This is a genomic window from Streptomyces sp. NBC_01142, from assembly GCF_026341125.1.
Lineage (GTDB): Bacteria > Actinomycetota > Actinomycetes > Streptomycetales > Streptomycetaceae > Streptomyces.
Map to the genome: position 1 here is coordinate 64,455 of NZ_JAPEOR010000004.1, position 19,561 is coordinate 84,015.

Genomic DNA, 19,561 nt, shown 5'->3' on the forward strand with positions numbered 1-19,561 from the left:
GCGAGAGGGGGCGGGGCTTTCAGCGTCCCTCCCTGGGTCGTTGGGCGACCACCACGAGCCAGCTCGTGGTGGTTGCCGTATCGGGCGTGGTCAGGGCGTACGCCTTGTTCAGGATGTCCATGCGCTGCTCGTGGGTGAAGTCGCCGCCGTCGGGCCGGGCGAAGACCGGGATCGTCAGCCACGCCTTCTTCTCGGCCATCGTGCTGTGCTGGGCGACGATCTCGGTTTCGAGGACGGTCATCCCGGCGGCAGACAGATGCTTTGTGACGGCTTCAAGAGGCAGCTTGGGAGGAGTGTCTGCGCCGGGACGCGGCGGGGTGTAGCCGTAGTCGCGGGCTGCGATCTGGCGGATCAGGGTGTTCAGCGAAGGCCCGGTACGCCCAGTCTCGTCGGGATGGCTGACTCCGGCGAAGCCACCGCCGATGTTGAACACGAAGCGGCCGCCCGAACGCAGGACCTGATGGACTGCGGCGAACACGGCCGGGACGTCGGTCTTCCAGATCGCCGAGTTGCACACGACTGCGTCGGCCGGGCTGGGGACGTGGGCGGCGAGGTCCTCGGCGGGGGCGGTGATCCAGGTCAGGCGTGGGTCGGTCATAGTGCGCTTGCCTGCGCGCTGCATGGCGGCGGCGTTGTCCAGGGAGATGACCCGGGCCTGAAGCGGGGCGAGTTCGAGGATGGCCGCAGCGGTCGTGCCGGCCCCGCCGCACAGGTCGAGCACCAGGCGACTGTCGGTGAGGCGCGCGCGCTGGGCGAGGTCGCGGCTGGTGGCGCTGTACATGGGGAAGTCGCGGGTGAAGGCGGCGTAGGCCTCGGCGGTGGTGTCCTCGTTCCATCCGAGGACGGCGTCGTGGGGTGCCATGGTGGGCTGCCTCGCTTCACGGGAAGGCTCGGGCCCGGCTGGCCGGGCCGCGGTTTGGGGTCAGAACAGGGATGCCTGGACGGCTGTGCCGGCAGATGTGAAGGGGCCGAGGGTGATGCGGCGGCCCTTCAGTGCACCGAGGTCGAGCACGTAGTGCGCGTCGTCGTCGCTGTTGAGGGCGGTCAGGATCTGGCTGCCGATGCATGAGAGGGGCATGAAGCCGTGGTCGCCCTGGCGAGGGTCGTGCGGGTAGAGCACCCGGTTGATGCTGGTGCGCAGGCGGTCGCCCTCGGCGGGCGGGGCCCATGGCTCGAGCACCGGGGGGATTTTCAATTCGGCGAGTGCGTCGGCGGCGCGGGCGACGTCCTGGTCGTGCGCGGCGCGGACTGGGGACAGGTTGGTCAGGTCGGCAAGCGCCTGAAGTTTTGCCGTGGCCCGCATGGTCTGCGTCAGCTGTAGGCGGCGGGTGAGGGCGTCTTCGAGGTGACGGACGGTGCGTCCGTCGGGGCTCTTGGCCAGGTACGTGGCGACCAGGGCGCCCTGCTCGTCCAGGCGGGAGCGTTTGCGCGGTTCGGCCGCGGTGCCGACTTTGGTGGTGCCGTCGGCGAACGTGGCCAGGTACAGCCAGTGTGGTTGGTCCATGTACCGGAGGAGGGCTTGGGGGGCGTGGCCGCCCTGGTGGACCTGGTGGGCGAAGCGGAAGTCGTCCTGGCCGGCGCACCGGGCGCACTGGCCGCTCTGCACGGCCGGTGCCCGGTCGGGACAGGCGAGCGGCTCTACGCGGATGGTGTCGGCGAACTGGTACCGGCCGGTGCACCACCGGCCGGTACCGCTCACCTGGTAGCCGAGGCGCTGATTCATGATCTCGGCGTGGGCCAGCGGCCCGCCGGGCGCGGGGGCGAGCAGGAGCCTTGGGTCTCCGGTTGCCCAGGTGACGCCGTGGCACACATGCTCGCCGTCTCGGGGCGGGGTCGCTGGCATGGGTGTGTTCCTCGTCGTGTGGGGTGCGGGTCGGGGTCAGATGGTGAGCTGCAGGCGGTCGGCCAGAGCCTCGGAGGCGGTCTTGTAGACGGTGTCGCGGTCCATGCCGGTGACGTCCAGCGACAGCCATCCGCCGCACTGCTCCTGCTCGCGCAGCTGGGCCAAGACGCTGTCTTGGTAGCGGATGAAGTCCTTGTCCTCGGCACCGGAGTGGCCGGTCTCCAGTGAGGTGAACTCGCCCTTGCGGCGGAGGGCTTCGCGGGCGCCGATGCGCAGGAAGAACACCAGGTCGGGTTCGGTGAGGTGGGCGAAGACCTGTTCGGCGAGCCGAGTGGAGACCCTCTCGTTGACGGCGTAACGGGCGAGGATTTTGTGTTGGGCGTTGTCGAGGATCACGTGGGTGCCGGCGGCGAGTGCTGGCCGGATAACGAGCGTGTCCTGGAGGGAGTACCAAGCAGCCAGCGCCAGCAACCAGTAGTGGTCACCGCATGCCTGAGCGACACGCGCATCACGCCGGTACACGAGCTCGTTGAGGCGGTCGACGTAGGCCGACAGTTCCGGATCCATGGAGACCTCTGTGCTGTGCTTGCCGACCAGAATTGAGGGGTGACCGGCGTCGGTCAGGGCCTGGTACAGGCGGGCGGCGAGGGTGGACTTGCCAGCGCCGTCGATGCCGGTGACCGTGATGATTCGTCCCCGCTTGGCGTGTGGTGTGACCGTCATGGTCGTGTTCCTCCGTGAGTGGTCAGTTGGGGTGTGCGGCCAGGCGGTCCGCGATGATGTCGCGGATCCTGCCGACCAGGACAGCGCGCCGTCGGACCACCTCGCGGTGACGCTCATTGGACAGGTCCGCCGGGTAGTGGCGGGCGAGATTGTTGGAAATGACGTGGAGGTAGCCGAATCCGATCCCCGCGTGGCACGCGGCCGCCCCCATGGGGCCGATCTCCGGGTCGACGAAGGCGTGCTCGGCGTGCTTGGCCAGCCAGTCCCGGTCCTCCAGCAGGATCGACGGCGAGGTCACGTGGACCCCGGTGTGCACGCCTGGCTGGGCGGCGGCGAACGTGCCGAAGAAGTCGTCCCACGTGATGAGAACATCGCCCACGAGGCTGGCATTGCCGGTGGCGAGCAGCGTGTTGGGCCCGATCTCGGGGGTCAGGGCCCCCACCTTGCCGACGTAGACGACGTCCCGTGCGCCGAGCTCGGCCAGTCGGCCGACGACACGGCCGGCGACGTCACCCCAAATGCTGTGCAGGAAGCCGAGGTAGACCACACGGCGGCCGTGCAGCGTAGTGCGCTGCCAGGCGTAGCCCGGGCCGCGGGTCCACACGCCGCCGGCGGGGGCGAGGTGCTGAAGGCCCCAGCCGACGATGACAAGGTCGCCGTCCAGCTCGAGGTCGAGCTGTTGGACCGCTGCATGGCACACAGCCGGGTCGGGCACTTCGTAGGCGACGATGCTGTCATCCCGTTTGCCGGTCATGGCCAGGTAGGTGGCGAGGATCAGTCCGTAGTGGTGGACGTAGTCGACACCCGGGAAGCACTTGATGAGCAATTCACGGCCCCGAGTCTCGGCGGTGGGACGCTCCCGGTTGAACAGTTTTCCCGTCTTCTCGTGCCTGGAGATGGTGCACGTGCGGTCGTAGCCGCCGACGACGCGGATGGTGTCCCAGGGCTGTTCCTGGATGAGGTGATGGACCTTGATCTGCAGGTAGCGCAGCAGACTCTTCGGACCCATCGTGTGCCCGACCACGGCGATCGGCGAAGCCAAGAGCGTCGTGGGCGCGCCGCCGGTCATGACCGGGTCGGGGAGAACGCTCATGAGCGGGCCTCCGGAATCCGCACGCTGCTGCCCGCCGCTTCGCGTACGACGGCGATGTTCTGTCTGATCAGGTCGAACCGGTCCTCGGGGATGGGGCCGAGGTCCTCGATGCGGGGGGTCTTGGGCTTGTCGTACGGCCCACCGGGCAGCATCGCGATGCCCATCGCGCCGAGAATGACCGGGGCGGCGCCGTCGACGGAGGCGATCCACTCGTGCTCGCGCTGCTCGACCATCTCGAGGTGCCCGGTCCGGCCCAGGCCGAGCAGCCGGTAGACAATCCGGTCCTCGACCATGCCGCGGTCTTCGAGGTAGCGAGTGGCCGTCCACCGAGTGCGGCACAGCTGCTCCTCGGGGGCGGGTCGCCGGGAGGCGGGCAGCGCGATCGCGCCGACATAGTCGCTGGAGGCGAAGTGGTCGTAGCAGCGCAGCCACTCCTCGTCGTCCGCGGCGTGCACGACGGCGCACAGGCGTAAGCCGTCGGCCAGATCACGGATCGCACGGGCTGCTTCGTCGCTGGCCTTGATGGTGGCGGGCCCGTCCCGCATGACATCCGGAAGGATGATCTCCCGCGCGTCGACCGCGCGAGCTGCCGCGATGAGATCGGCGGCCGGCAGGGCGTGGCCGAGGTCGAAAACGCCGTTGTCGACGATGATCTCTGCGCCGCGCGTGGCCTCGCGGCGAAAGAACGCGCGGTAGGCGGAGTCAGTCAGTACCCGCTGGGCGGCCACGTGGTGGACGCGGGCGGGCTCTTGGGCGACGAAAGTGTCCAGGTAGTTGGGCGGGGCGATCACGGACACGTCGATGCTCTTGGCCATCACGCAACCCTCCACTGGGCAGTGGCGAGGGTGAGGAACTGCCGGGAGAGCGCCGGATCGGTCTGCAACCGGCCGGTGGCCTGCAGCGTGGTGGTGCGGGCGGCTTCCATCCGCACCCCCCGCATGCTCATGCACAGGTGCGTACCCCGGACGGCGACGGCAACGTCCTGGCCGCCGATGACGCCGCAGATCTCGTCGGCTACCTGCCGCGTGAAGCGTTCCTGCACCTGCAGGCGCCCGGCGTGCCGCTGCGCGATCCGCCCGAACTTCGACAGGCCCACCACGTTGCCGTCGGCTACGTACCCGGCGGCGACATCCAAGTTCATGGGGAGCAGGTGGTGCTCGCATAGCGACCAGACGCTCATGCCGCCGACCACGACCAACTGCCCGCTCAGCTGAGTCTCGGTGAAGCACGTGGTTGCAGCCGAGGGGTCCGGGGACAAGAAGGTGCGCCACCAGGACGCGACGCGAGCCGGTGTGTCCACCAGGCCCTCTCGCCCGGGATCCTCACCGAGAGCCGAAAGGAGCTGGACGACGAGATCGGCGACGCGTTCGGCGTCGACCGGTTCCGGCACGACCCGGCCGGGACGCGTCGGCGACGCGGGGATGTGGTCGGCTGCCGGGCTGAAGACGGCATGGGTCATGGACTTTGCCTCGCTTCCAGAGGTCTGGGAACAGGGGGCCGAGCAAGGGGGGTGAGTCAGCGTCCACGGGCATCGGCGAACGCGAGGATGTGCAGGCGCTGGGTGAAGTGCCAGCGGCGGGCCGCGACGGCGTCCGCGAGCACCCGGGTGGTCGCGATCAGGCCCTCGGCCGTGGTGCCTTCCGGCATCACGTACACCGGGTCGAGGCCATACCGGTCCACGAGCGCCCCGATCTCGTCGAGCTCTGGCACGGTGCGGGTGACGAACTTGAAGGCGGCCCGCCCGCTCAACGCGAGTGCTTCCAGCGCGGTCGGCACGATCCGCTTGACCTCGGCGACACCGGAGTTGGCGAGCTTGGGCGAGACGTTGAAGCAGACACCATCGACCAGCAGCGCCGCATCTGGGAGCACGGTGCCGTTCGTTTCGAACTCCACCCGCTTACCAGCGGTCAGCAGCCCGCGCACCAGTGGTATCACCGACGCCTGCTGGAGTAGCGGCTCGCCGCCGGTGATTACGACCAGCTCCACGTCCGATCCGAGAGCCCAGGCAAGCAGGTCCGCCACCGTCCGCCGCTTCGACTCCTTGCGGAGGTCGAACTTCTTCCAGTCCCAGGTAAATCGGCTGTCGCACCAGCCGCAGGTCAGGTTGCACCGGGACAGGCGGATGAACAGTGCCGGCACCCCGCAGCTCGGCCCTTCTCCTTGGAACGTCGGCTGGGTGACCCCGAAGCACTCGGCGACGATCAGAGAAGAATCGGCATCCTCCCGCATCGCCACTTTGCCGGTGGCCGCGGCCGTCATCGCTGCTCCACGTCGAAGCGGGCCCAGCTGCGGTCCGTCTCGCGGACTTGTACCGCGACCAGCCGGCCGGGGATGTCCGGCTCGACGTTGTGGATGAACCAGCCGGCCAGAAATTGGGCCAGGCGCTCAGAGGTGGGTTCGAAGGGGAGGACCTCGTGGAGGTTGTGGTGGTCGAGCTCGGTGTCCAGGAACCTCTTGAACGGCGTGAGGTCCCCAAAGTCGGTGACGAAGCCCGGTCCCTCCAGTGCGGGGGCGGAGAGGGTGACCTCGACCTGGTAGCTGTGCCCGTGCTGCCGTGAGCACTTGTGCGCGGACGGGAGGCCGGGCAGCCGATGCCCCGCCTCGAAGTCGAACAGCTTGCCGATGGTGAACGTGCCGGGCGGAAGCACTACAGAGCTGAAGTCCATGGACTCCCCCTTCAGATCGGCTATGCGCACGGCCGGGAACGTTCCGGACCGTCGCAAGAGACGGGTCTGGTGGCCGCCGGGAGGAAAGGCCCGAGGCCAGGTGTTGCTCGCACGTGGAGCGTTGCTACGGCTACGGATGGACCTGGCGGTGCGGGCGCTGCCAGTACCCGCCGTCGGCCGAGACTCACCGCGGGAAGCGGCGGCCAGCCGTCTCGCTCAGTAGATCGAGTGTCGGTCAACTGGCCTACTCGATCTAGGAGTTGCCGGTAGTCCCGCGGTAGTCCCGCTGCCGTCGCCGCTACGCTGCTAAGTACGCTCGGTGATTGGATGACTGCGTGGACGAGCCCAACCGCCACCCCCTGGCCCACGCCCGAGCCGACCGGGGCATGACCGGCGTCGACCTGGCCCGCGAAGTCCGTGCCGCAGCGCTGCGACGGGGGCTGCGCTCGGGCGTGGACAAACAACGGGTGAGGAAGTGGGAAGTCCACGGGGTCACACCCGACCGGGACTCCCAGACCTACATCGCAGAAGCCCTCGGCATTCCGGCCGACGCCGTGGACCCCGGCGACTGGCCTAACTGGCTGCCCCGGACCCGGATCGACGGCGGCGTGATCCCGCTCGGTCCAGCCAGCACTGTTCCCGCCCTTCGAGAGGCCCTGAGCACCGCCATGGAATCGCGCCGAACCTTTCTCGCCATCTCTGGCACAGCCCTCACTGCCCTGGCCGCAACGTGGGCCACCAGCGACACTCACGCCCTGGCCCAGGCCCAGATGGGCAAGCCGGTCGGTGACGAGGTAGTAGAACTGCTGGAAGACACAAGTGCCAAGCTCGCCGGCCTGGCCACCGAGCAGCGACAGCACACCGCACCGCTCCTGGACGCCCATCTGTCGACGGTGACCGATCTGATTGCCAACGGCCGCTACTCCCCGGCCATCGGCCTGCGGCTTCACACGTTGGCCGCGCGCCTGGCCCAGACCGTGGCATGGCACCGGTTCGACCTCGGCCACCACCCCGTTGCCGCCAAGTACTGGGTCGCTGGGCTCCACAGCGCCCACGCCAGCGGTGACCACGACATGGGTGCGGGACTCCTTGGCGACCTGGCCTATCAAGCGTCCTGGCGCAAGGACAGCAAGACCGCTTCTGGAATCCTCGAACACGCCCTCACCCGCACCGAGCACCCCGCCGCCCGCTCGTTGCTGCAGCTCCGCCTCGCACGAGCCCACGCAGCCAAAGGTGAGAAAAGGGCGGCCCTGCGTGCCTTGGACGCAGCCGAGCACTTCTTGGGCACGGCCTCCGGCCGACCTGTGCCGGCGTGGTGCTCGTGGCTGTCCGAAGCGGACCTCGCGGTCGACTCCGGGCAATGCCTTCTGGACCTCGGCGACACCGCCCGTGCTCACCAGCTCATCGGTGAAGGCCAGGGACTCCTTCCTGCCGCTCGGAACAAGACCCGCGGTGTCTTTCTCGCGTACCGGGCAGACAGCCATCTCAATTTGGGCGAACCTGAGCTGGCGGCGGCCGCCGCGCGGGAGTCGCTGGAGCTCGCACAGCGCATCGGCGCACCCCGGTGCGTACAACTGGTGGAGGACCTTCTCCCGCGCTTCCGCCACTACTCCGCTGCCCAGGGCGTCCCCGAACTGCTTGTGATGGCCGCTGCCTGATTGCCTGCCGAATACCCTGCTGAAGCCGCAGGGTGAAACCTCAGTGATGGACACCAGCGCCTTCAGTGGCAAGCCAAGACAGTGTGGCGGACTGGTCTTGGGGACAGCAGGAGCGGCAGGCATGGTGATCACCGGCCAGCTCTCGTCCAATGCGGTCACCTTCACCCGGCGCCCGCTACGGGGGAGGCGGAGCGCCAGGTGAAGGGCTGGTCACCGCGCCCGACAGGGGAGCGTCCCGCCGAGCACGGCAGAGCAGGGGCGTGCCGAAGGGGAAGTTCACAGCATGCCCAGCAGTGTGCCGACCGCCGCGCTCTCCTGTCGGGCGAGGCGATTGCGACCAATGGCTATCTGATCACCGTATTGGTGCCGGGCGGCGTCCACGTGAAGGAGGCTATTCACCGGGTTGCCCTTCGTGAGAGGTGCGCACCGAGGGTGGCTGAGAGCGTGCACTTTGTGTCCCGACGAGGGGTCGCACTTCGCGGGACGGGGCGTGAAGCCTTCACCCCGCGCCGAGGGCTTGCACCGCCCAACGGGCTGGGCCGAAGCAGCTGGCCCGCCGGGCGGTCATCTAGGCCGCGGCGCGAGCCACGAGTTCGTCCAGGTCGACGGCGGTACAGCCCTGCAGGGCGACGGCGTCACGTGCGGCGAGGGTCCATCGGATCCTCGAGTCTCCGTACGACACGAAAGTGAGCCCGTCGTCGCAGGGCAGAGGCTTGAGGGTCTTGGGGTCGTACACGATGCCGGCGACGCCCCAGGCCGGGGCGAACTCCACGAGCGACGCGGTATAGCCCTTCCGCAAGTGCGGGCAGTCCCGCACGGCCTCGGCAGCGCAGTCCTCGTGTACTGGGGGTGTCGTTGTCTTCTCGCCTTCGGCAATCTGCTGTCCGTCCGCGGCGCGCGCCAAGAAGAGATGGCGTCCGTCGCTTCTGCCGAAGGTGCTCTCGCCGCAGACCTGGCAGAGCATGTGGCTCATCGCCTTCCCTGGCAAGTCAGCATGTTGAGCAGTCGGTACGGCTGGCACTGGTCCCCTCGCGGTCGGAAGCTGGCGGCAACTCGCGGCGGGGGCGACCTCGCCTCGTCTGTAACGGCATGAGGGTCGTTGTACGTAGGAATCGACGGATCACGAGCCGTGCACTGTGGCCCTGGTACTGGTGAGCTCGCGTATTCAACTGTCGCGAGTTCTCCATTGCGGTGGTCTGGACAGTGACCTTGTGTGATCACCAAGGGGTATGCCGGCAGGCTTCTCATGCTGGCTGGCCAGCCGGCCGGTGATTACGAACTGATGGCAGTGTCGGCGGCTACTGGCGCATGCGCTTCGTCAGTTCGTCAGGGGGAAGCAGTGACAACCTGGTCGATCGCGGGCCCGAGGAAGGCGAGCGTCAGTTCTGCCCGTCGGTTGATCCACTGCTCGTTGGCGGGACCGGGAGCGCCGTAACGGCGCTGCCTGATGTCGTCCACGACAGCCGTTGGGGCACCCAGTTCGGCGAGTACGTCGAGAGCCTCGGCCTTGGTGATCAGCTTGCCGTCCTGCAAGGTCACTGTTGCTCTGGCCAGGGTCAGCAAGCCGAGGTCGACCCAGATGTCGCGCGTCCACCGCTCCGGATGGTCCAGAGCTGGCCGCCAAAAGTTCTGCAAGTCTTTAACGATGAAATCAGCGAGCTGCCTGTCGGTCACCGGTGGCAGGAGGTCAGCGGGTGGCCGGCCGTACAGGACAAGTCCGAAGTCGTGCAGTTCGCGCCTGGTCACCGGTGTGACCGGCCGGTGCATCAGCTCCTCATGAGCCCACGTGAGGTGCGAACGTAGAGGATCGTCCAACTCGGTGAGCGCGGGATAGCTGCAATGCAGCTTCGACGCGAGGGGGATGACACTGCCCAAGGTCTCGTGCACCTCACCGAGTCGCTGTTCCTGCACTGCCGTACACGGTCGGCCGAGGATGACGATCAGGTCGAGGTCGCTACGGCCCGACTGGTAGTCGCCTCCGGCGAGTGACCCGTGTGCCCAGGCTGAGACCAGCGGCACGACTGGCCGGAGGGCGCTGACGAAGCGGTCGAGGAGCCGCTCGGTGATCTGATCTGCCATGGGGACAGTCTGGCCACATGACGAGAAACATCAAGGCGGAATGGTTGGGCGAAACTCGCTGGTGCGCTCTCGTAATCAACGGTCACCAGTTCGTCGTGGAACCCAGCCTGCTGGTGCCCGTGTGTGATTTCCAGCGGCGTATCGGCTCCACGTCCCCCCGGTCTCGTTGAGCAGGCGGGTGGTGGTCTTGTCGTGGTAGCCGAGAGCGTCCGCAACGACGGGAGCGGGCATCTCAAGGAGTTGTTGTCGGATGGCGGCGCCGCGGGCGGCAGCTACTGGGACACCGATCCCGTTGAGGAGTGCGGACAGGTGGTCGGGGCGGAAGGGCTGGCCCGCCCGGCGGCCGGGGAACAGCCAGGGGGATGCCTGATTGGTGGCGGTGTTCATGTGGTCGCGGTCGGCGATGTGGTCCAGCAGCAGGGAAGCGGCCGGCTCGGGGATGGGTGAGGCCGGCTCCCCGAGCATGAGAAGTACTGCTTCTCCGTCGTGGACCACGTCGTCGACGGTGAGCCGGACGATCCGGGTGAGGGGTTGTGCGTAGAGGAGCACGACGACGCCGGCGACGCGGAGGTTCTTCGGTATGTCCGGGTCGGTCAGCAGCCGGCCGAGGGTGTCCAGGCGTTCGTCCTCGCTCAGCGCGGCTCGTCGGGTGGCTTTCATCGGCGGTATGGAGAGGGAGCGTCGGCAACGGCGGCTCTGCATGGCCCAGTTGAGGAAGGACCTCAAACAGTTGCGGCCGTGCTCGTTGTTCTCGGCCCACCAGGCGTCGATGTCGATCTGGCTGCAGGAGGCGAGGGAGGTGTTCCGCTCGCCGAGCCATTGCAGGAAGGCGGTCGCGTACTTGATCTGCTCGGCGGCGAAGCGGCGGATGCTGGGTGTGATGTGGCTGCGGTCGGCTCGTGCCCGCAGTCGGGGAAGGACGCGCCAGGTCGCGAAGAGCTTGATCGTCTTCGCGTGTTCGGGGTCGGCGATGTCGGCCAGATGACCGGGCAGCCAGCGCTGGAAGGAGCAGATGTACTTGTCGACGGCGCCAGGACCCCGCTTGTCATCAGGAGTTCTTCCAGGTGAGCGGCTGACCGCCAGGGCTGGAGCTCGTGGAAGGCGTCGTGGGTCAGCGGTATCTGCCCGAGGCCGAGCTGCCGCAGTCGCTCAGAGGCGTTTCCCGGCTGATCGTGGCGCAGGGCCAGCCAGGCCAGGCCGCTGCTGGGCTTGTCCATCGCCACCAGCAGGTCGAACAGCGGGGTCAGTTCGGGACGGACGCGGCCGGTGCCGTCGTCCAGGAGGGCGGTGAGCCGGTCGGCGAGCGTGCAGCGTTCGCAGAGCCGCCCGCCCAGGAGTTTCCCTTCGAAGCCGCAGCGTGCACAGTCGAAGGTCTGGGAGAAATCGGCGCAGGTCGTGCAGATCGCGGCGCCGTCGGCGGGGCGGCGACCGGGAAGGGCCCGGTCCTGGCCGCATCCCGGGCAAATGCCCCGTCTCCGCACCGCTCGGTCCGAGCATGTCCGGCAGATGTATCCGTCGGGCCAGTGGCCGGCCTTGTGCTTGCGGCGGCCGCAGCGGCAGCACTCGGCCTGCTCGGGGTGGCCGCGGCGAAGGCGAACCTGCCCGCGGTCAAGGCGCTGGTCGCCTCCCAGACCGGGCGGGTACACGCAGCCCTCGGCGACGAGCGCGAAGCCGAGCGGTACCTCGGTAGCGCTGACGAACTGGTGGCCGACGGACTCGGTCAGGACGTGCCGGAATGGGTGGCGTACTTCGACGCCGCCGAGCACGCTGGCGCCCGCGCGGTATCCGCCCGCGATCTCGCCGGGATCGGCCGCCCCCGCAGTCCCGCGAGCATCTGTGAACGGTCACGGTATTCCCCATCTGGAACGTCACGGAATGGGCCAGGGACATCGTGGAGGTGGCGCCTTCGTCCCCATGCGAACGGCGGAGCTGCTCCGTGATCCCCACAGGCGCCAGGGTTCTCGGGCCGCTCGATAGCTGCCGATCATTAGGGCTGGTCAGGGCGGTCAAGGGTGGGCGTATGCCCAGCGCGGAGCGCCGCCGAAGGCGCCCTTGAGGGCACTGTCCAGCCCCAAACTCAGGAGTCGGGCGGCCCGTCAACGAGCGTGACCAGGTGGGGAATTCGGTGACGCTGGAGATCACGATCGTGGGGATATCCGTGACCGCTCACACATCCACTTCACCGACGCTCTCGCGCTGCGCAGGCCCGGCTTCGAGCGGGTGAAGGTCATGGACCGCGTCGGCCTGGCCGCCGCGCTGTTCGCCGAAGGGGAGGCCGAGCAGGGCGCCACGTCGGCCCAGGAGGCACTGGACGAGGCAGCCCGCGTCGACTCGGCCCTGGTCGTCTCACGCCTCAACACGCTGCTGGATGCCGCCCGCCCGTACAAGACCGCCGCGGTGGACGAGGTGCGTGCCCGCGCGGCGGATCTCGCCGCGGCCCGGCCGACCGCCGTCGCGGCCTGAGACCATCGAGCCATGGGCAAGCACTCCCGACCCGGGCCACCGAACCAGCCGTCGCGCGCCGTCCCGAACGTCGGCGCCGGCGACCCGCTGGCCGCGTACAACAAGCGGCGCCGGCCTCCGATGGACATCTACCGGCGGCACCGGCCGGTACATGGTGGCGCTGGCCACCTTCGGCCGGACGAGCCGCGCGTACTGGAGGAGTGGGACGGCTTCACCTACGTCCCCGCCGGGACGGCATCCGAACTCGCGGCGGCGGTGGCATGGATGGCCCAGGCCGAGTCGGAACCCCGGCAGTAACCGGCACGGCTTGGGGCCGGCGCCAACGCTGCGGGCCGCGAAGCGTCAGCGGTCAGGGTTCGGGGTGGGACGTAGCGGGGTCACGTTGGCTTTGTTGCCGCTGAGCACGTCGCGCAGCTCCTGGTTCTCCAGTGTGAGTCTGGTGTTCTCGGCGAGGAACCCCTGGACGTCCGCCCTGAGTTGGGTGATCTCGTCATTCTTGTTCGCGATGGTCTTCTTCAGCTCGACGACTCTCTTGCGGAGCCTTGCTTCGACGTCCGGGGTGCCGCCGCGTGCCTTGACGCGTTCGTAGAAGTCGTTCTTGAGGTCGAGGTGGCGCTGGGTCAAGGCGTTTCGGGGGACGTCGGCTTCGACGGCCAAGGCGACGATAGTCAAGGCTCCGTTGGAGCGTTCCGGCGTGCCGTCGAGGATGCGGGCCATCGCCGCGCGGATGCGGTCGCGTTCGTCGAGTGCGGGGCTCACGCGGTGGTCTCCTGACGGGTGAATCGGGTGCGGTCGTGCTCGTCGGCCCAGCTGCGGAGCTTTCCCGCATTGCGGCGAAGCCGGTCCCCGATGGGGCCGGGCAGTCGCGCGGCCTTGCGCTCCAGGTGGGACGCGCGCTCGCGCAGCAGGGCGGCGTGCTGGTCGGTGCGGACGGTGTTGCCGCAGCCGGCGACACACCGGTCGAGGCTCGGGGCGTCATGCTGTCCATCCTGCTCGCACAAGGCTCGGTCGCGTTTGTAGAGGCAGAGCAGCAGCGCGTGCGGGTTGTCGTAGAGGACGCCGCCGTCACGGGCCAGGTGACGGCGGGCGAGAACGTGCTTGCGGGCGAAGTCGGCCTTGACCAACGCGCCGCGAAACAGCGGACCGGTCGATGCTTCCAGCAGAGCCCGGCGGGCGGCCGGACCGGAGATCCCCTCCCCGTCCTGGAAGCGCTCGTGCAAGTCTGCTGCGGCGTCAGCGGTGGCCAGGGCCGTCTCAACGTCGACCAGATCATGGATGCCCCGGCGGCTGCGGCTGCCGTAGCGACCGGATTCGTCCCGGTCCAAGGCGGTTCGCAGATGCCCGTACTGGATCGCCAGGGCTACCAGGCCGCCGGGGCGGCGGGCGATGTGCCAGGCGAGCGTTCGGCGGAAGCGCGCGAGCCCGAAACCGCCGTAGGCGTCGGGCGGGATCACCTCGCCGGGCAGCCCCTGGGCCGTGGCCTCGTCGTTCGCCCATGCCACGAACTCCTCGATCCGCTCACGGACGGCCAACTGCCCCAGTGCCCCGGTGCGAAGGTGCGCGCACGAGGGATTGTGAATGGCCGAGCCAAACAGCAATTCGCCCTCTGGGACGATGCGTTCCAGGACACGGATGGCGTTGACCACTGGAGTGATGGCGACCCAGGGAACCGGCCGTTCGGCTGGGTGGTAGTTTCCGCTGTCGGGGTCGGTGGCGGTCTTGAAGTGGTGGCTGCGAATCAGAAGGTGTGGCTCGCTGGCGTCCTCAGTCTCGTCACCATCATTGCCGTCTTCTCCCGGGTCATCGGCAACGTCTTCCGGATGGATGCGGATCAGATGGCGGCCCGGGTTCCCATCCTGGCTGGGCTCCCGGCAACAGCCCGACCGCATGCCGAGCACCTCCTGGGGGCGGGCGCCGGTCAAGTACGAGCAGACGATGAACGCCGCTGCGACGAGATGCTTGCGCAGGGCGATGGCCTCGTTGTAGTCGATGGCCTTGCGCCACGGATGGCCGGCGACTCGTCGCCTTCGCCCGCGTAACCGCGGCAGAGACCTGCCCCCGGCAGTAGCGGCTGCTGCGCAACCGTGTCGTCGGCACCTCGAACGTCAGAAGCGAACCGCCCTCCTGCAGGCGCAGCCCCGAGGAGACCAGCAATCGGGTGAACGCTGTGTTCCGGTCCTCCAGCCGCCCCAACCACCCCGGCTCCAGCAGCCCGTTCGCGGTGTGGCCTCTCAGCCCGATGTCGGTCCACAACCGCCACGATCGAGGCGTCAGCCAGTGCATCCTCGCCGACGCCACCTTCGTCAGACCGGCGGGGACCTCCCGGATCACGCCGTTGGGATCCGAGACTTCCCGCATCGCCACCGGGTTCTCAGAGATGTACCGCTGCTTCCTCGCCCACCTGAACAGGCTTGAGAACGCGGACAACTCGCGGTTCCATTTCGATCCGCCCACTCGCTGCGGGTTCTGCTGTGCCCTCAGCCGCCAATCCTCTAAATCATCCAGGTCCTTGGAGCGGGTGTCAGTCCAGTGGCGCCCACGGCTCCACAGGAACGTCAACAGCAGCGTGATATCGGTGGCGTAATTCCGCTTTGTCTCCCCGGTGTACCGGCGGAAGGTCACAGACTGGCCGTACCGGCAAAGCCCCGAATCAATTCGGTAGTCCGGCGCCACGAAAACGGGATCACCCACCCGCAGACCGACTCCGGCGCCCTCGACATACGGGGCGCCAGACCGCTCGTCGCCCCAATCGGAGCCCACCCAGAACACCCGCCACCGATCCACGCGCCACCCCTCCTGTAGCCCTTCAACACGCGGAGGCTATAGGGAAATGGCTTGCCGTTGGCGCAGCGCGTGCACGCCAGCGAGAAACGGCCTCCCACGCCCGCGCGTGGCCGGCACCCTGATCCACAGCGTGCCGTTTCGACGGTCGGCCCTGCTGCACTCGTCCGCGTAGCCGATTCCGTCGCCGCCGACACCACGCCGCAACACCATGGCGCCCGGACGAACCCTCTCGCTCGACCAGGACGCGATGAAAGGCACACGGACCCCATTCCATGAGAACTGGCGGGGGCTCATGCGGTCGCTCGCCCGGCAGGCGGAATGGGGCGGTGGGCGCAAAGGCTGCCGTCGGGCGACGATCCACCGGTGCCCTCGAAGATCAGGAGGTCGTTGCACAGCAGCGCCTGCAGCAGGCTCTGAATCTGGCGATGTCGCACGGCTTCGATGCGCTCGCTGGTCGGAGCGTCGTCTCCCTCGTCGTGGACGTAGTGGACGTGCACGAGGGCGGAGTACCGCTGGTTGGCGCGGAAGCCGGAGCATCGCGGCGAGCGGGTACCGGTCCGGCCGACACCGATCTTCCGGCGGCGCTGCAGCTGACCGCCGCTGTTCTTGATGAGCAAGTTTCCGATGGTCTTGGCGCGTATGGGTCGGTGGATCTGGGCGAGGGGTTGGACATCCTGCTCCGTTTCGAAGTCGGGCCGCCGTCGCAGAACTGGGCCACGGGGCTTCTACGCCGTCGCACCCAGCGGCTTAACTGCCGCCGCAAGCAGTCAGCCGAAGCTGGGGTCGTAAACGGCGTCGGAGATTGGCGGGCGGATACACGTCATCACCGGACGTGGACGTGGACGTGGCCGCAAGGCGATCCGTGGGCCTTGATGACGGCGTGACGGCTCGGTGGTAGTCACAGCTGGTGCCCTTTCAGCAGAGCGCGCATCTGATTAGCCTGCGCGGTGTCCTGGCCCTCGAGCAGTTCCAGGGCCTGAGCGATGCGGTTCTCGGCGGTGACGGCCCGGTCATGCAGTTCGGTAATGCTTTGGTTGAGCTGCCGGTTGACGCTGGTGCGGATGATGCAGAACATGTCGGGTCCTCCGGTCAGGCGTTGATCTGGTTGAAGAGGTCGGTGAGTGAGGGCAGGCCGGTTGACGCTGTTGTAGGTCGGGTAGCGGGCCCGCACCTGACGCCCCACTGTCAGCGGCGCTCGGGTGCAAGGCCCAGACCGACCTGAACCGCCACGCGTAGAAGTTGCCGCGGCGCTTCCGCCGTTGAGATCCCTACCAACCAGGAGCCTGCAGCGAGCCACCTGTGGACAGGGCCGGGAACTGACGCTGCCAGCCGCTGCGCGGCAGGGCCTGCTCGCGGGCCTCGATCTCCGCGAGGCGGTCGCTGTCGGTCGAGGTCTTCTCCATGGCGTCGACGGTGTTGGAAGTGAATGCGGCCGGGATGCAGCAGCTACCGAGGCTGGCGTCCTTCGACATCACGCAGGGCCAGAAGGGACCCCAGGCCGAGAACATCGTCCGCAGCCGCTGACGGTCGCGACCCCCGCCGCCCCGCCCCGGGCCACTGTGTAGAGTGGCACCACCGACGCGGGGTGGAGCAGCTCGGTAGCTCGCTGGGCTCATAACCCAGAGGTCGCAGGTTCAAATCCTGTCCCCGCTACGAGACGAAGGGACCCAGCGCCAGCCGGGTCCCTTCAGTGCTTCCTGCTCCGGCTCCCCGAACTCCTCGCCGCCACCGGCCCGCTGGCGCAGCGGGCGCTCCGGCTGCAGCCCGCTGGCCGCCGGAAGAAGGGCACGGCATCGCGCCCTGCGCGGTCCCGGTACCGTGCGCGCCATCGCGCGGTCAGCGGGAACCGGTCTGGGCGTAGCGGTAATCCAGAATGTCGGGCTGTCCCTTCTCGGGAAGCAGCACCAGTGATTCGCCCTGGAAGACATCGACCGTCACCGGGCGCGGCGACTTGTCGTACACCGACATGAACCGCTCGTCGAGGTCGATGAGCACCAGGGTGAGGCGCAGGAACCCGAGGCGCTTCAGTGACCGCGGGGTCTCCTCGACCAGTCGGCATCCCTGGAGGCCGACGTGCGGGTCGGGGTGACGCAGTTCGCGGACCGCGCCTTCGTGGTGGACCAGGTCGGCGCCGCTGCCCAGGACCCAGTTGGGCATGTCGGTGAGGTAGGCGTCGAGGAGCGAGGGGTGGCGGTACACGTCGCGGCGGATGGCCTGGAGCCCGTTGTCCTCACTGTGCCGTTCGAGGCTGGACGAGAGCTGCGCGAGCATGGCGAGCTGCCACTTGAGGTGGTCGACGAAAATCGACGGGGCATCCGGGTGGAAGAGGCCGAACCTCAGGAAGTTGCGAGAGGGCATCGCGGTCGGGTGGGCGCGCACGTCACGGAACAGGTCGCGGTAGGCCTTGTTCGCCATCCTGACGTCCCACCGCTGGTCAATGACGAAGGTGGGCAGCGACAGAGCGTCCAGCATGACGGTGTAGTCGCCGAGGAAGGCGGCGACGTCGGGGTCTTGCGATTCAGTGCGGCGGGCGCGCAGGTCAGGTTGCGGTGCGCGGCCGACGGCGTACAGGAACAGGCGGGTGACTTGGTACTCGGACATCTCGAGGGCTTCCGCCAGGTCGTACAGCTTCTCGTCGGCCCACTGCGTGACCCGGCCCCTCTCCCAGCTCCCGTAGGAGCGGGTACTGATGTCCAGCCGCTCGGCGACATCTTCCTGGCTCAGGTCGAGGTGATCACGGCGCCCCTTGAGGAAGTGCTGCAGCCGCTTGGCCTGAATCTCTGAGGCCAAGAACTCCGCGGTCTCCTCCCGGCCGGCGTCCGATTGAACGTCGGTGTGCATTGCGGCTCCCCCTTAACGATGCGGCTCTGTTCCCGGCCGCGCTGGCGACCGTTGCTGGGGCACACCCAGAGAAGTACGGTCGCTACCAGCTCCCGCCCGACGCGCCGTACGCAGTCCCAGCGCCTGGTCCGCCACGATGTGCGTGGTCGTGGGCTTGCCGGTGCCGGCAAGCCGAAGGCCCCACTTGACGGCTGTACCCGCGTACGACGCGAGCAGGCTCCCAGTGTTCGCTACCACCGGCCCAGGCGCGAACGGATTCCGCGATGCGCGGCTACCGTCCGTGTCTGGCCTCGGTGGTGCAGGGCTCATGAAGGATCTCCAAGCAGGGTCATGACGCCGGGTCTGGTGCCTCAGGCCGCAAGACCTGCTCACCGGACCCGGCACAGGACGCGACACCGCGGGGTCGCGTCATGGCATGGATGGTCGAATCTGCACCCGCCGAAATGGAGCGGGTAGACAGTTCGCCCACAAGCAGCGATCATGCTGCACACCACCGAGAGTGTCAACGTTTGTAGCCCTTGTGGCCGATAATGCGCCAGAGTGGCTACAAAATTGACCGATGATGATGTGAGGTACATCGGAGAGCGGGTAGCGTGACGCCCGCTGAACGCCACGGATCTTAAACAGAGAGCAGGAGACCGCCCTTTTATGGACACTCCCGACACCCCCGGGGGGCAGGACCTTGCGGCGGTTGTAGCTGCGCTCACGAAGCAGATTGAGGCTCTGGACCGCACGCCCGAAGTCCTGATCGACTTCGATCACATCGAGTCGACGACGAGTATCCCGGCCGACGTCGTAAGGCGCCTGTTCGCTGGTGAAGCGGTCACGCCGGACGAGCTCGACCACTCGTTCCCGGAGCGGCTGAAGTTCTTGCGCCGCACCCGCCCGCGAGATGACGGCAAGCAGTACTCCGGTGAACAGCTCGCGCGCCGTGTGGGGATCGCCAAACCGACGATGAGCGCGTACATCAGGGGTGACCGCAACCCCAACCCGGATGTGAACAGGGAACTGGAGCGGATCTTTCACGTATCGCCGGGCTTCTTGACCATGAGCGGCGAAGAAGCGCTGGTCAAAGCGCTTGCGCGCGTGAGCGACCAGGTACTGGTCCTTTCCAAGCTCAAGGGCGTCCAGATCGAGCACATGGCGCTGCGCGGCAGTATCGCGGCCGGCGACGACGAACTGGCGCAGGAACTCCGGGCGGCCCTCCTCAGCGGGCTCGCCCCTCCCACGCCGGCGCCCGAACCGCAGCCCGAGGACAGCGAATTGCGCGAGCTCACGGAAACGATGCGCGCGCTGCCCGCCGGACGTCGGCGCAGCGTCATGAACGTGGTGCGAGGGGTTCTGGGCCTGGCGCACGACGGCGCGCCCGAGGGGCCAAATCATCTCAAGAAGTGACCTTGCTGCCTGCCCT

General features: G+C 68.1%; 25 protein-coding genes, 1 tRNA gene and 1 pseudogene. 9 read left to right on the plus strand and 18 right to left on the minus strand.

Features of this window, described 5'->3' with window-relative positions; translation table 11 throughout:
* Window positions 1-19: 19 nt before the first annotated feature.
* The 8 genes from OG883_RS42865 to OG883_RS42900 are packed head-to-tail and all read right to left on the minus strand — an operon-like array spanning window position 20 to window position 6,325.
* The gene (locus OG883_RS42865; RefSeq protein WP_266553600.1) at window positions 20-862 is read right to left on the minus strand and encodes a trans-aconitate 2-methyltransferase; all 843 of its coding nucleotides are present in this window, start codon (window positions 860-862) and stop codon (window positions 20-22) included.
* A 60-nt stretch (window positions 863-922) separates the two neighbouring features.
* Window positions 923-1,843, minus strand: a complete 921-nt coding sequence (locus OG883_RS42870) for a DUF2797 domain-containing protein (protein ID WP_266553603.1) — start codon at window positions 1,841-1,843, stop codon at window positions 923-925.
* A 36-nt stretch (window positions 1,844-1,879) separates the two neighbouring features.
* The gene (locus tag OG883_RS42875) at window positions 1,880-2,566 is read right to left on the minus strand and encodes a thymidylate kinase (RefSeq protein WP_266553605.1); all 687 of its coding nucleotides are present in this window, start codon (window positions 2,564-2,566) and stop codon (window positions 1,880-1,882) included.
* 22 nt (window positions 2,567-2,588) lie between these two features.
* Complete coding sequence (locus tag OG883_RS42880; RefSeq protein ID WP_266553607.1) at window positions 2,589-3,659, minus strand: hypothetical protein; 1,071 nt, start codon at window positions 3,657-3,659, stop codon at window positions 2,589-2,591.
* Window positions 3,656-4,474, minus strand: coding sequence for a hypothetical protein (locus OG883_RS42885; RefSeq protein WP_266553610.1), 819 nt, complete (start codon window positions 4,472-4,474; stop codon window positions 3,656-3,658). The genes OG883_RS42880 and OG883_RS42885 overlap by 4 nt, the downstream gene beginning before the upstream one ends.
* On the minus strand, window positions 4,474-5,118 hold the full coding sequence (gene folE / locus OG883_RS42890) for a GTP cyclohydrolase I (RefSeq protein WP_266553613.1): 645 nt from the start codon (window positions 5,116-5,118) through the stop codon (window positions 4,474-4,476). Before folE ends, OG883_RS42885 begins: the two co-directional genes overlap by 1 nt.
* Window positions 5,119-5,174: 56 nt before the next feature.
* Entirely contained in the window at window positions 5,175-5,918 is a 744-nt protein-coding gene (locus tag OG883_RS42895) for a 7-carboxy-7-deazaguanine synthase QueE (protein WP_266553616.1), read from the minus strand.
* A complete protein-coding gene (locus OG883_RS42900; RefSeq protein ID WP_266553619.1) occupies window positions 5,915-6,325 on the minus strand; it encodes a 6-carboxytetrahydropterin synthase in 411 nt (136 codons plus the stop codon). Before OG883_RS42900 ends, OG883_RS42895 begins: the two co-directional genes overlap by 4 nt.
* A gap of 335 nt (window positions 6,326-6,660) precedes the next feature.
* On the opposite strand from OG883_RS42900, the gene OG883_RS42905 reads away from it, so the two are divergent.
* Entirely contained in the window at window positions 6,661-7,983 is a 1,323-nt protein-coding gene (locus OG883_RS42905; RefSeq protein WP_266553622.1) for an XRE family transcriptional regulator, read from the plus strand.
* 568 nt (window positions 7,984-8,551) lie between these two features.
* Here OG883_RS42905 and OG883_RS42910 read toward each other — a convergent pair.
* The 3 genes from OG883_RS42910 to OG883_RS42920 form a co-directional block, all read right to left on the minus strand.
* Entirely contained in the window at window positions 8,552-8,956 is a 405-nt protein-coding gene (locus tag OG883_RS42910) for a hypothetical protein (RefSeq protein WP_266553625.1), read from the minus strand.
* 353 nt (window positions 8,957-9,309) lie between these two features.
* Entirely contained in the window at window positions 9,310-10,062 is a 753-nt protein-coding gene (locus tag OG883_RS42915) for a nucleotidyltransferase domain-containing protein (RefSeq protein ID WP_266553628.1), read from the minus strand.
* A 75-nt stretch (window positions 10,063-10,137) separates the two neighbouring features.
* Complete coding sequence (locus OG883_RS42920) at window positions 10,138-10,722, minus strand: hypothetical protein (RefSeq protein ID WP_266553631.1); 585 nt, start codon at window positions 10,720-10,722, stop codon at window positions 10,138-10,140.
* Window positions 10,723-10,800: 78 nt separating this feature from the next.
* Here OG883_RS42920 and OG883_RS42925 point away from each other — a divergent pair, with 78 nt between their 5' ends.
* The 4 genes from OG883_RS42925 (at window position 10,801) to OG883_RS42940 (ending at window position 12,822) form a co-directional block, all read left to right on the plus strand.
* Window positions 10,801-11,130 carry a hypothetical protein gene (locus OG883_RS42925; RefSeq protein ID WP_266553634.1) on the plus strand — a complete coding sequence of 110 codons (330 nt, stop codon included), beginning with the start codon at window positions 10,801-10,803 and terminating at the stop codon, window positions 11,128-11,130.
* Window positions 11,131-11,156: 26 nt separating this feature from the next.
* Complete coding sequence (locus tag OG883_RS42930) at window positions 11,157-12,002, plus strand: hypothetical protein (RefSeq protein WP_266553637.1); 846 nt, start codon at window positions 11,157-11,159, stop codon at window positions 12,000-12,002.
* Window positions 12,003-12,291: 289 nt separating this feature from the next.
* On the plus strand, window positions 12,292-12,525 hold the full coding sequence (locus OG883_RS42935) for a hypothetical protein (protein ID WP_266553640.1): 234 nt from the start codon (window positions 12,292-12,294) through the stop codon (window positions 12,523-12,525).
* 12 nt (window positions 12,526-12,537) lie between these two features.
* Window positions 12,538-12,822 carry a DUF6087 family protein gene (locus OG883_RS42940; protein WP_266553643.1) on the plus strand — a complete coding sequence of 95 codons (285 nt, stop codon included), beginning with the start codon at window positions 12,538-12,540 and terminating at the stop codon, window positions 12,820-12,822.
* 45 nt (window positions 12,823-12,867) lie between these two features.
* On the opposite strand, the gene OG883_RS42945 is transcribed toward OG883_RS42940, so the two are convergent.
* A complete protein-coding gene (locus tag OG883_RS42945; RefSeq protein WP_266553646.1) occupies window positions 12,868-13,284 on the minus strand; it encodes a hypothetical protein in 417 nt (138 codons plus the stop codon).
* Entirely contained in the window at window positions 13,281-14,057 is a 777-nt protein-coding gene (locus OG883_RS42950) for a hypothetical protein (protein ID WP_266553648.1), read from the minus strand. Before OG883_RS42950 ends, OG883_RS42945 begins: the two co-directional genes overlap by 4 nt.
* A gap of 42 nt (window positions 14,058-14,099) precedes the next feature.
* Here OG883_RS42950 and OG883_RS42955 point away from each other — a divergent pair, with 42 nt between their 5' ends.
* On the plus strand, window positions 14,100-14,564 hold the full coding sequence (locus OG883_RS42955; RefSeq protein WP_266553650.1) for a hypothetical protein: 465 nt from the start codon (window positions 14,100-14,102) through the stop codon (window positions 14,562-14,564).
* Between the two features lie 358 nt (window positions 14,565-14,922).
* Here the strand turns inward: OG883_RS42955 and OG883_RS47145 are convergent.
* The 4 genes and pseudogenes from OG883_RS47145 to OG883_RS42970 all read right to left on the minus strand — a co-directional run.
* Window positions 14,923-15,309 (minus strand): annotated as a pseudogene (locus OG883_RS47145) (site-specific integrase); the annotation flags it as partial.
* A 290-nt stretch (window positions 15,310-15,599) separates the two neighbouring features.
* Window positions 15,600-15,926 (minus strand): hypothetical protein, encoded by a 327-nt coding sequence (locus OG883_RS42960; RefSeq protein ID WP_266553653.1) that lies wholly within the window; start codon window positions 15,924-15,926, stop codon window positions 15,600-15,602.
* Between the two features lie 281 nt (window positions 15,927-16,207).
* Window positions 16,208-16,384, minus strand: a complete 177-nt coding sequence (locus OG883_RS42965) for a hypothetical protein (protein ID WP_266553656.1) — start codon at window positions 16,382-16,384, stop codon at window positions 16,208-16,210.
* A gap of 193 nt (window positions 16,385-16,577) precedes the next feature.
* Window positions 16,578-16,712, minus strand: a complete 135-nt coding sequence (locus tag OG883_RS42970) for a hypothetical protein (RefSeq protein ID WP_266553667.1) — start codon at window positions 16,710-16,712, stop codon at window positions 16,578-16,580.
* Between OG883_RS42970 and OG883_RS42975 the strand changes: the two genes are divergently transcribed.
* The gene (locus OG883_RS42975) at window positions 16,711-16,833 is read left to right on the plus strand and encodes a hypothetical protein (protein ID WP_266553670.1); all 123 of its coding nucleotides are present in this window, start codon (window positions 16,711-16,713) and stop codon (window positions 16,831-16,833) included. The two genes, OG883_RS42970 and OG883_RS42975, sit on opposite strands and share 2 nt — an antisense overlap.
* A gap of 55 nt (window positions 16,834-16,888) precedes the next feature.
* Window positions 16,889-16,962 (plus strand) — tRNA-Met (locus OG883_RS42980).
* A 183-nt stretch (window positions 16,963-17,145) separates the two neighbouring features.
* Here the strand turns inward: OG883_RS42980 and OG883_RS42985 are convergent.
* Window positions 17,146-18,150 (minus strand): helix-turn-helix domain-containing protein, encoded by a 1,005-nt coding sequence (locus tag OG883_RS42985; RefSeq protein ID WP_266553673.1) that lies wholly within the window; start codon window positions 18,148-18,150, stop codon window positions 17,146-17,148.
* Between the two features lie 648 nt (window positions 18,151-18,798).
* Here OG883_RS42985 and OG883_RS42990 point away from each other — a divergent pair.
* Window positions 18,799-19,545, plus strand: a complete 747-nt coding sequence (locus tag OG883_RS42990; RefSeq protein ID WP_266553676.1) for a helix-turn-helix transcriptional regulator — start codon at window positions 18,799-18,801, stop codon at window positions 19,543-19,545.
* Window positions 19,546-19,561 lie beyond the last annotated feature (16 nt).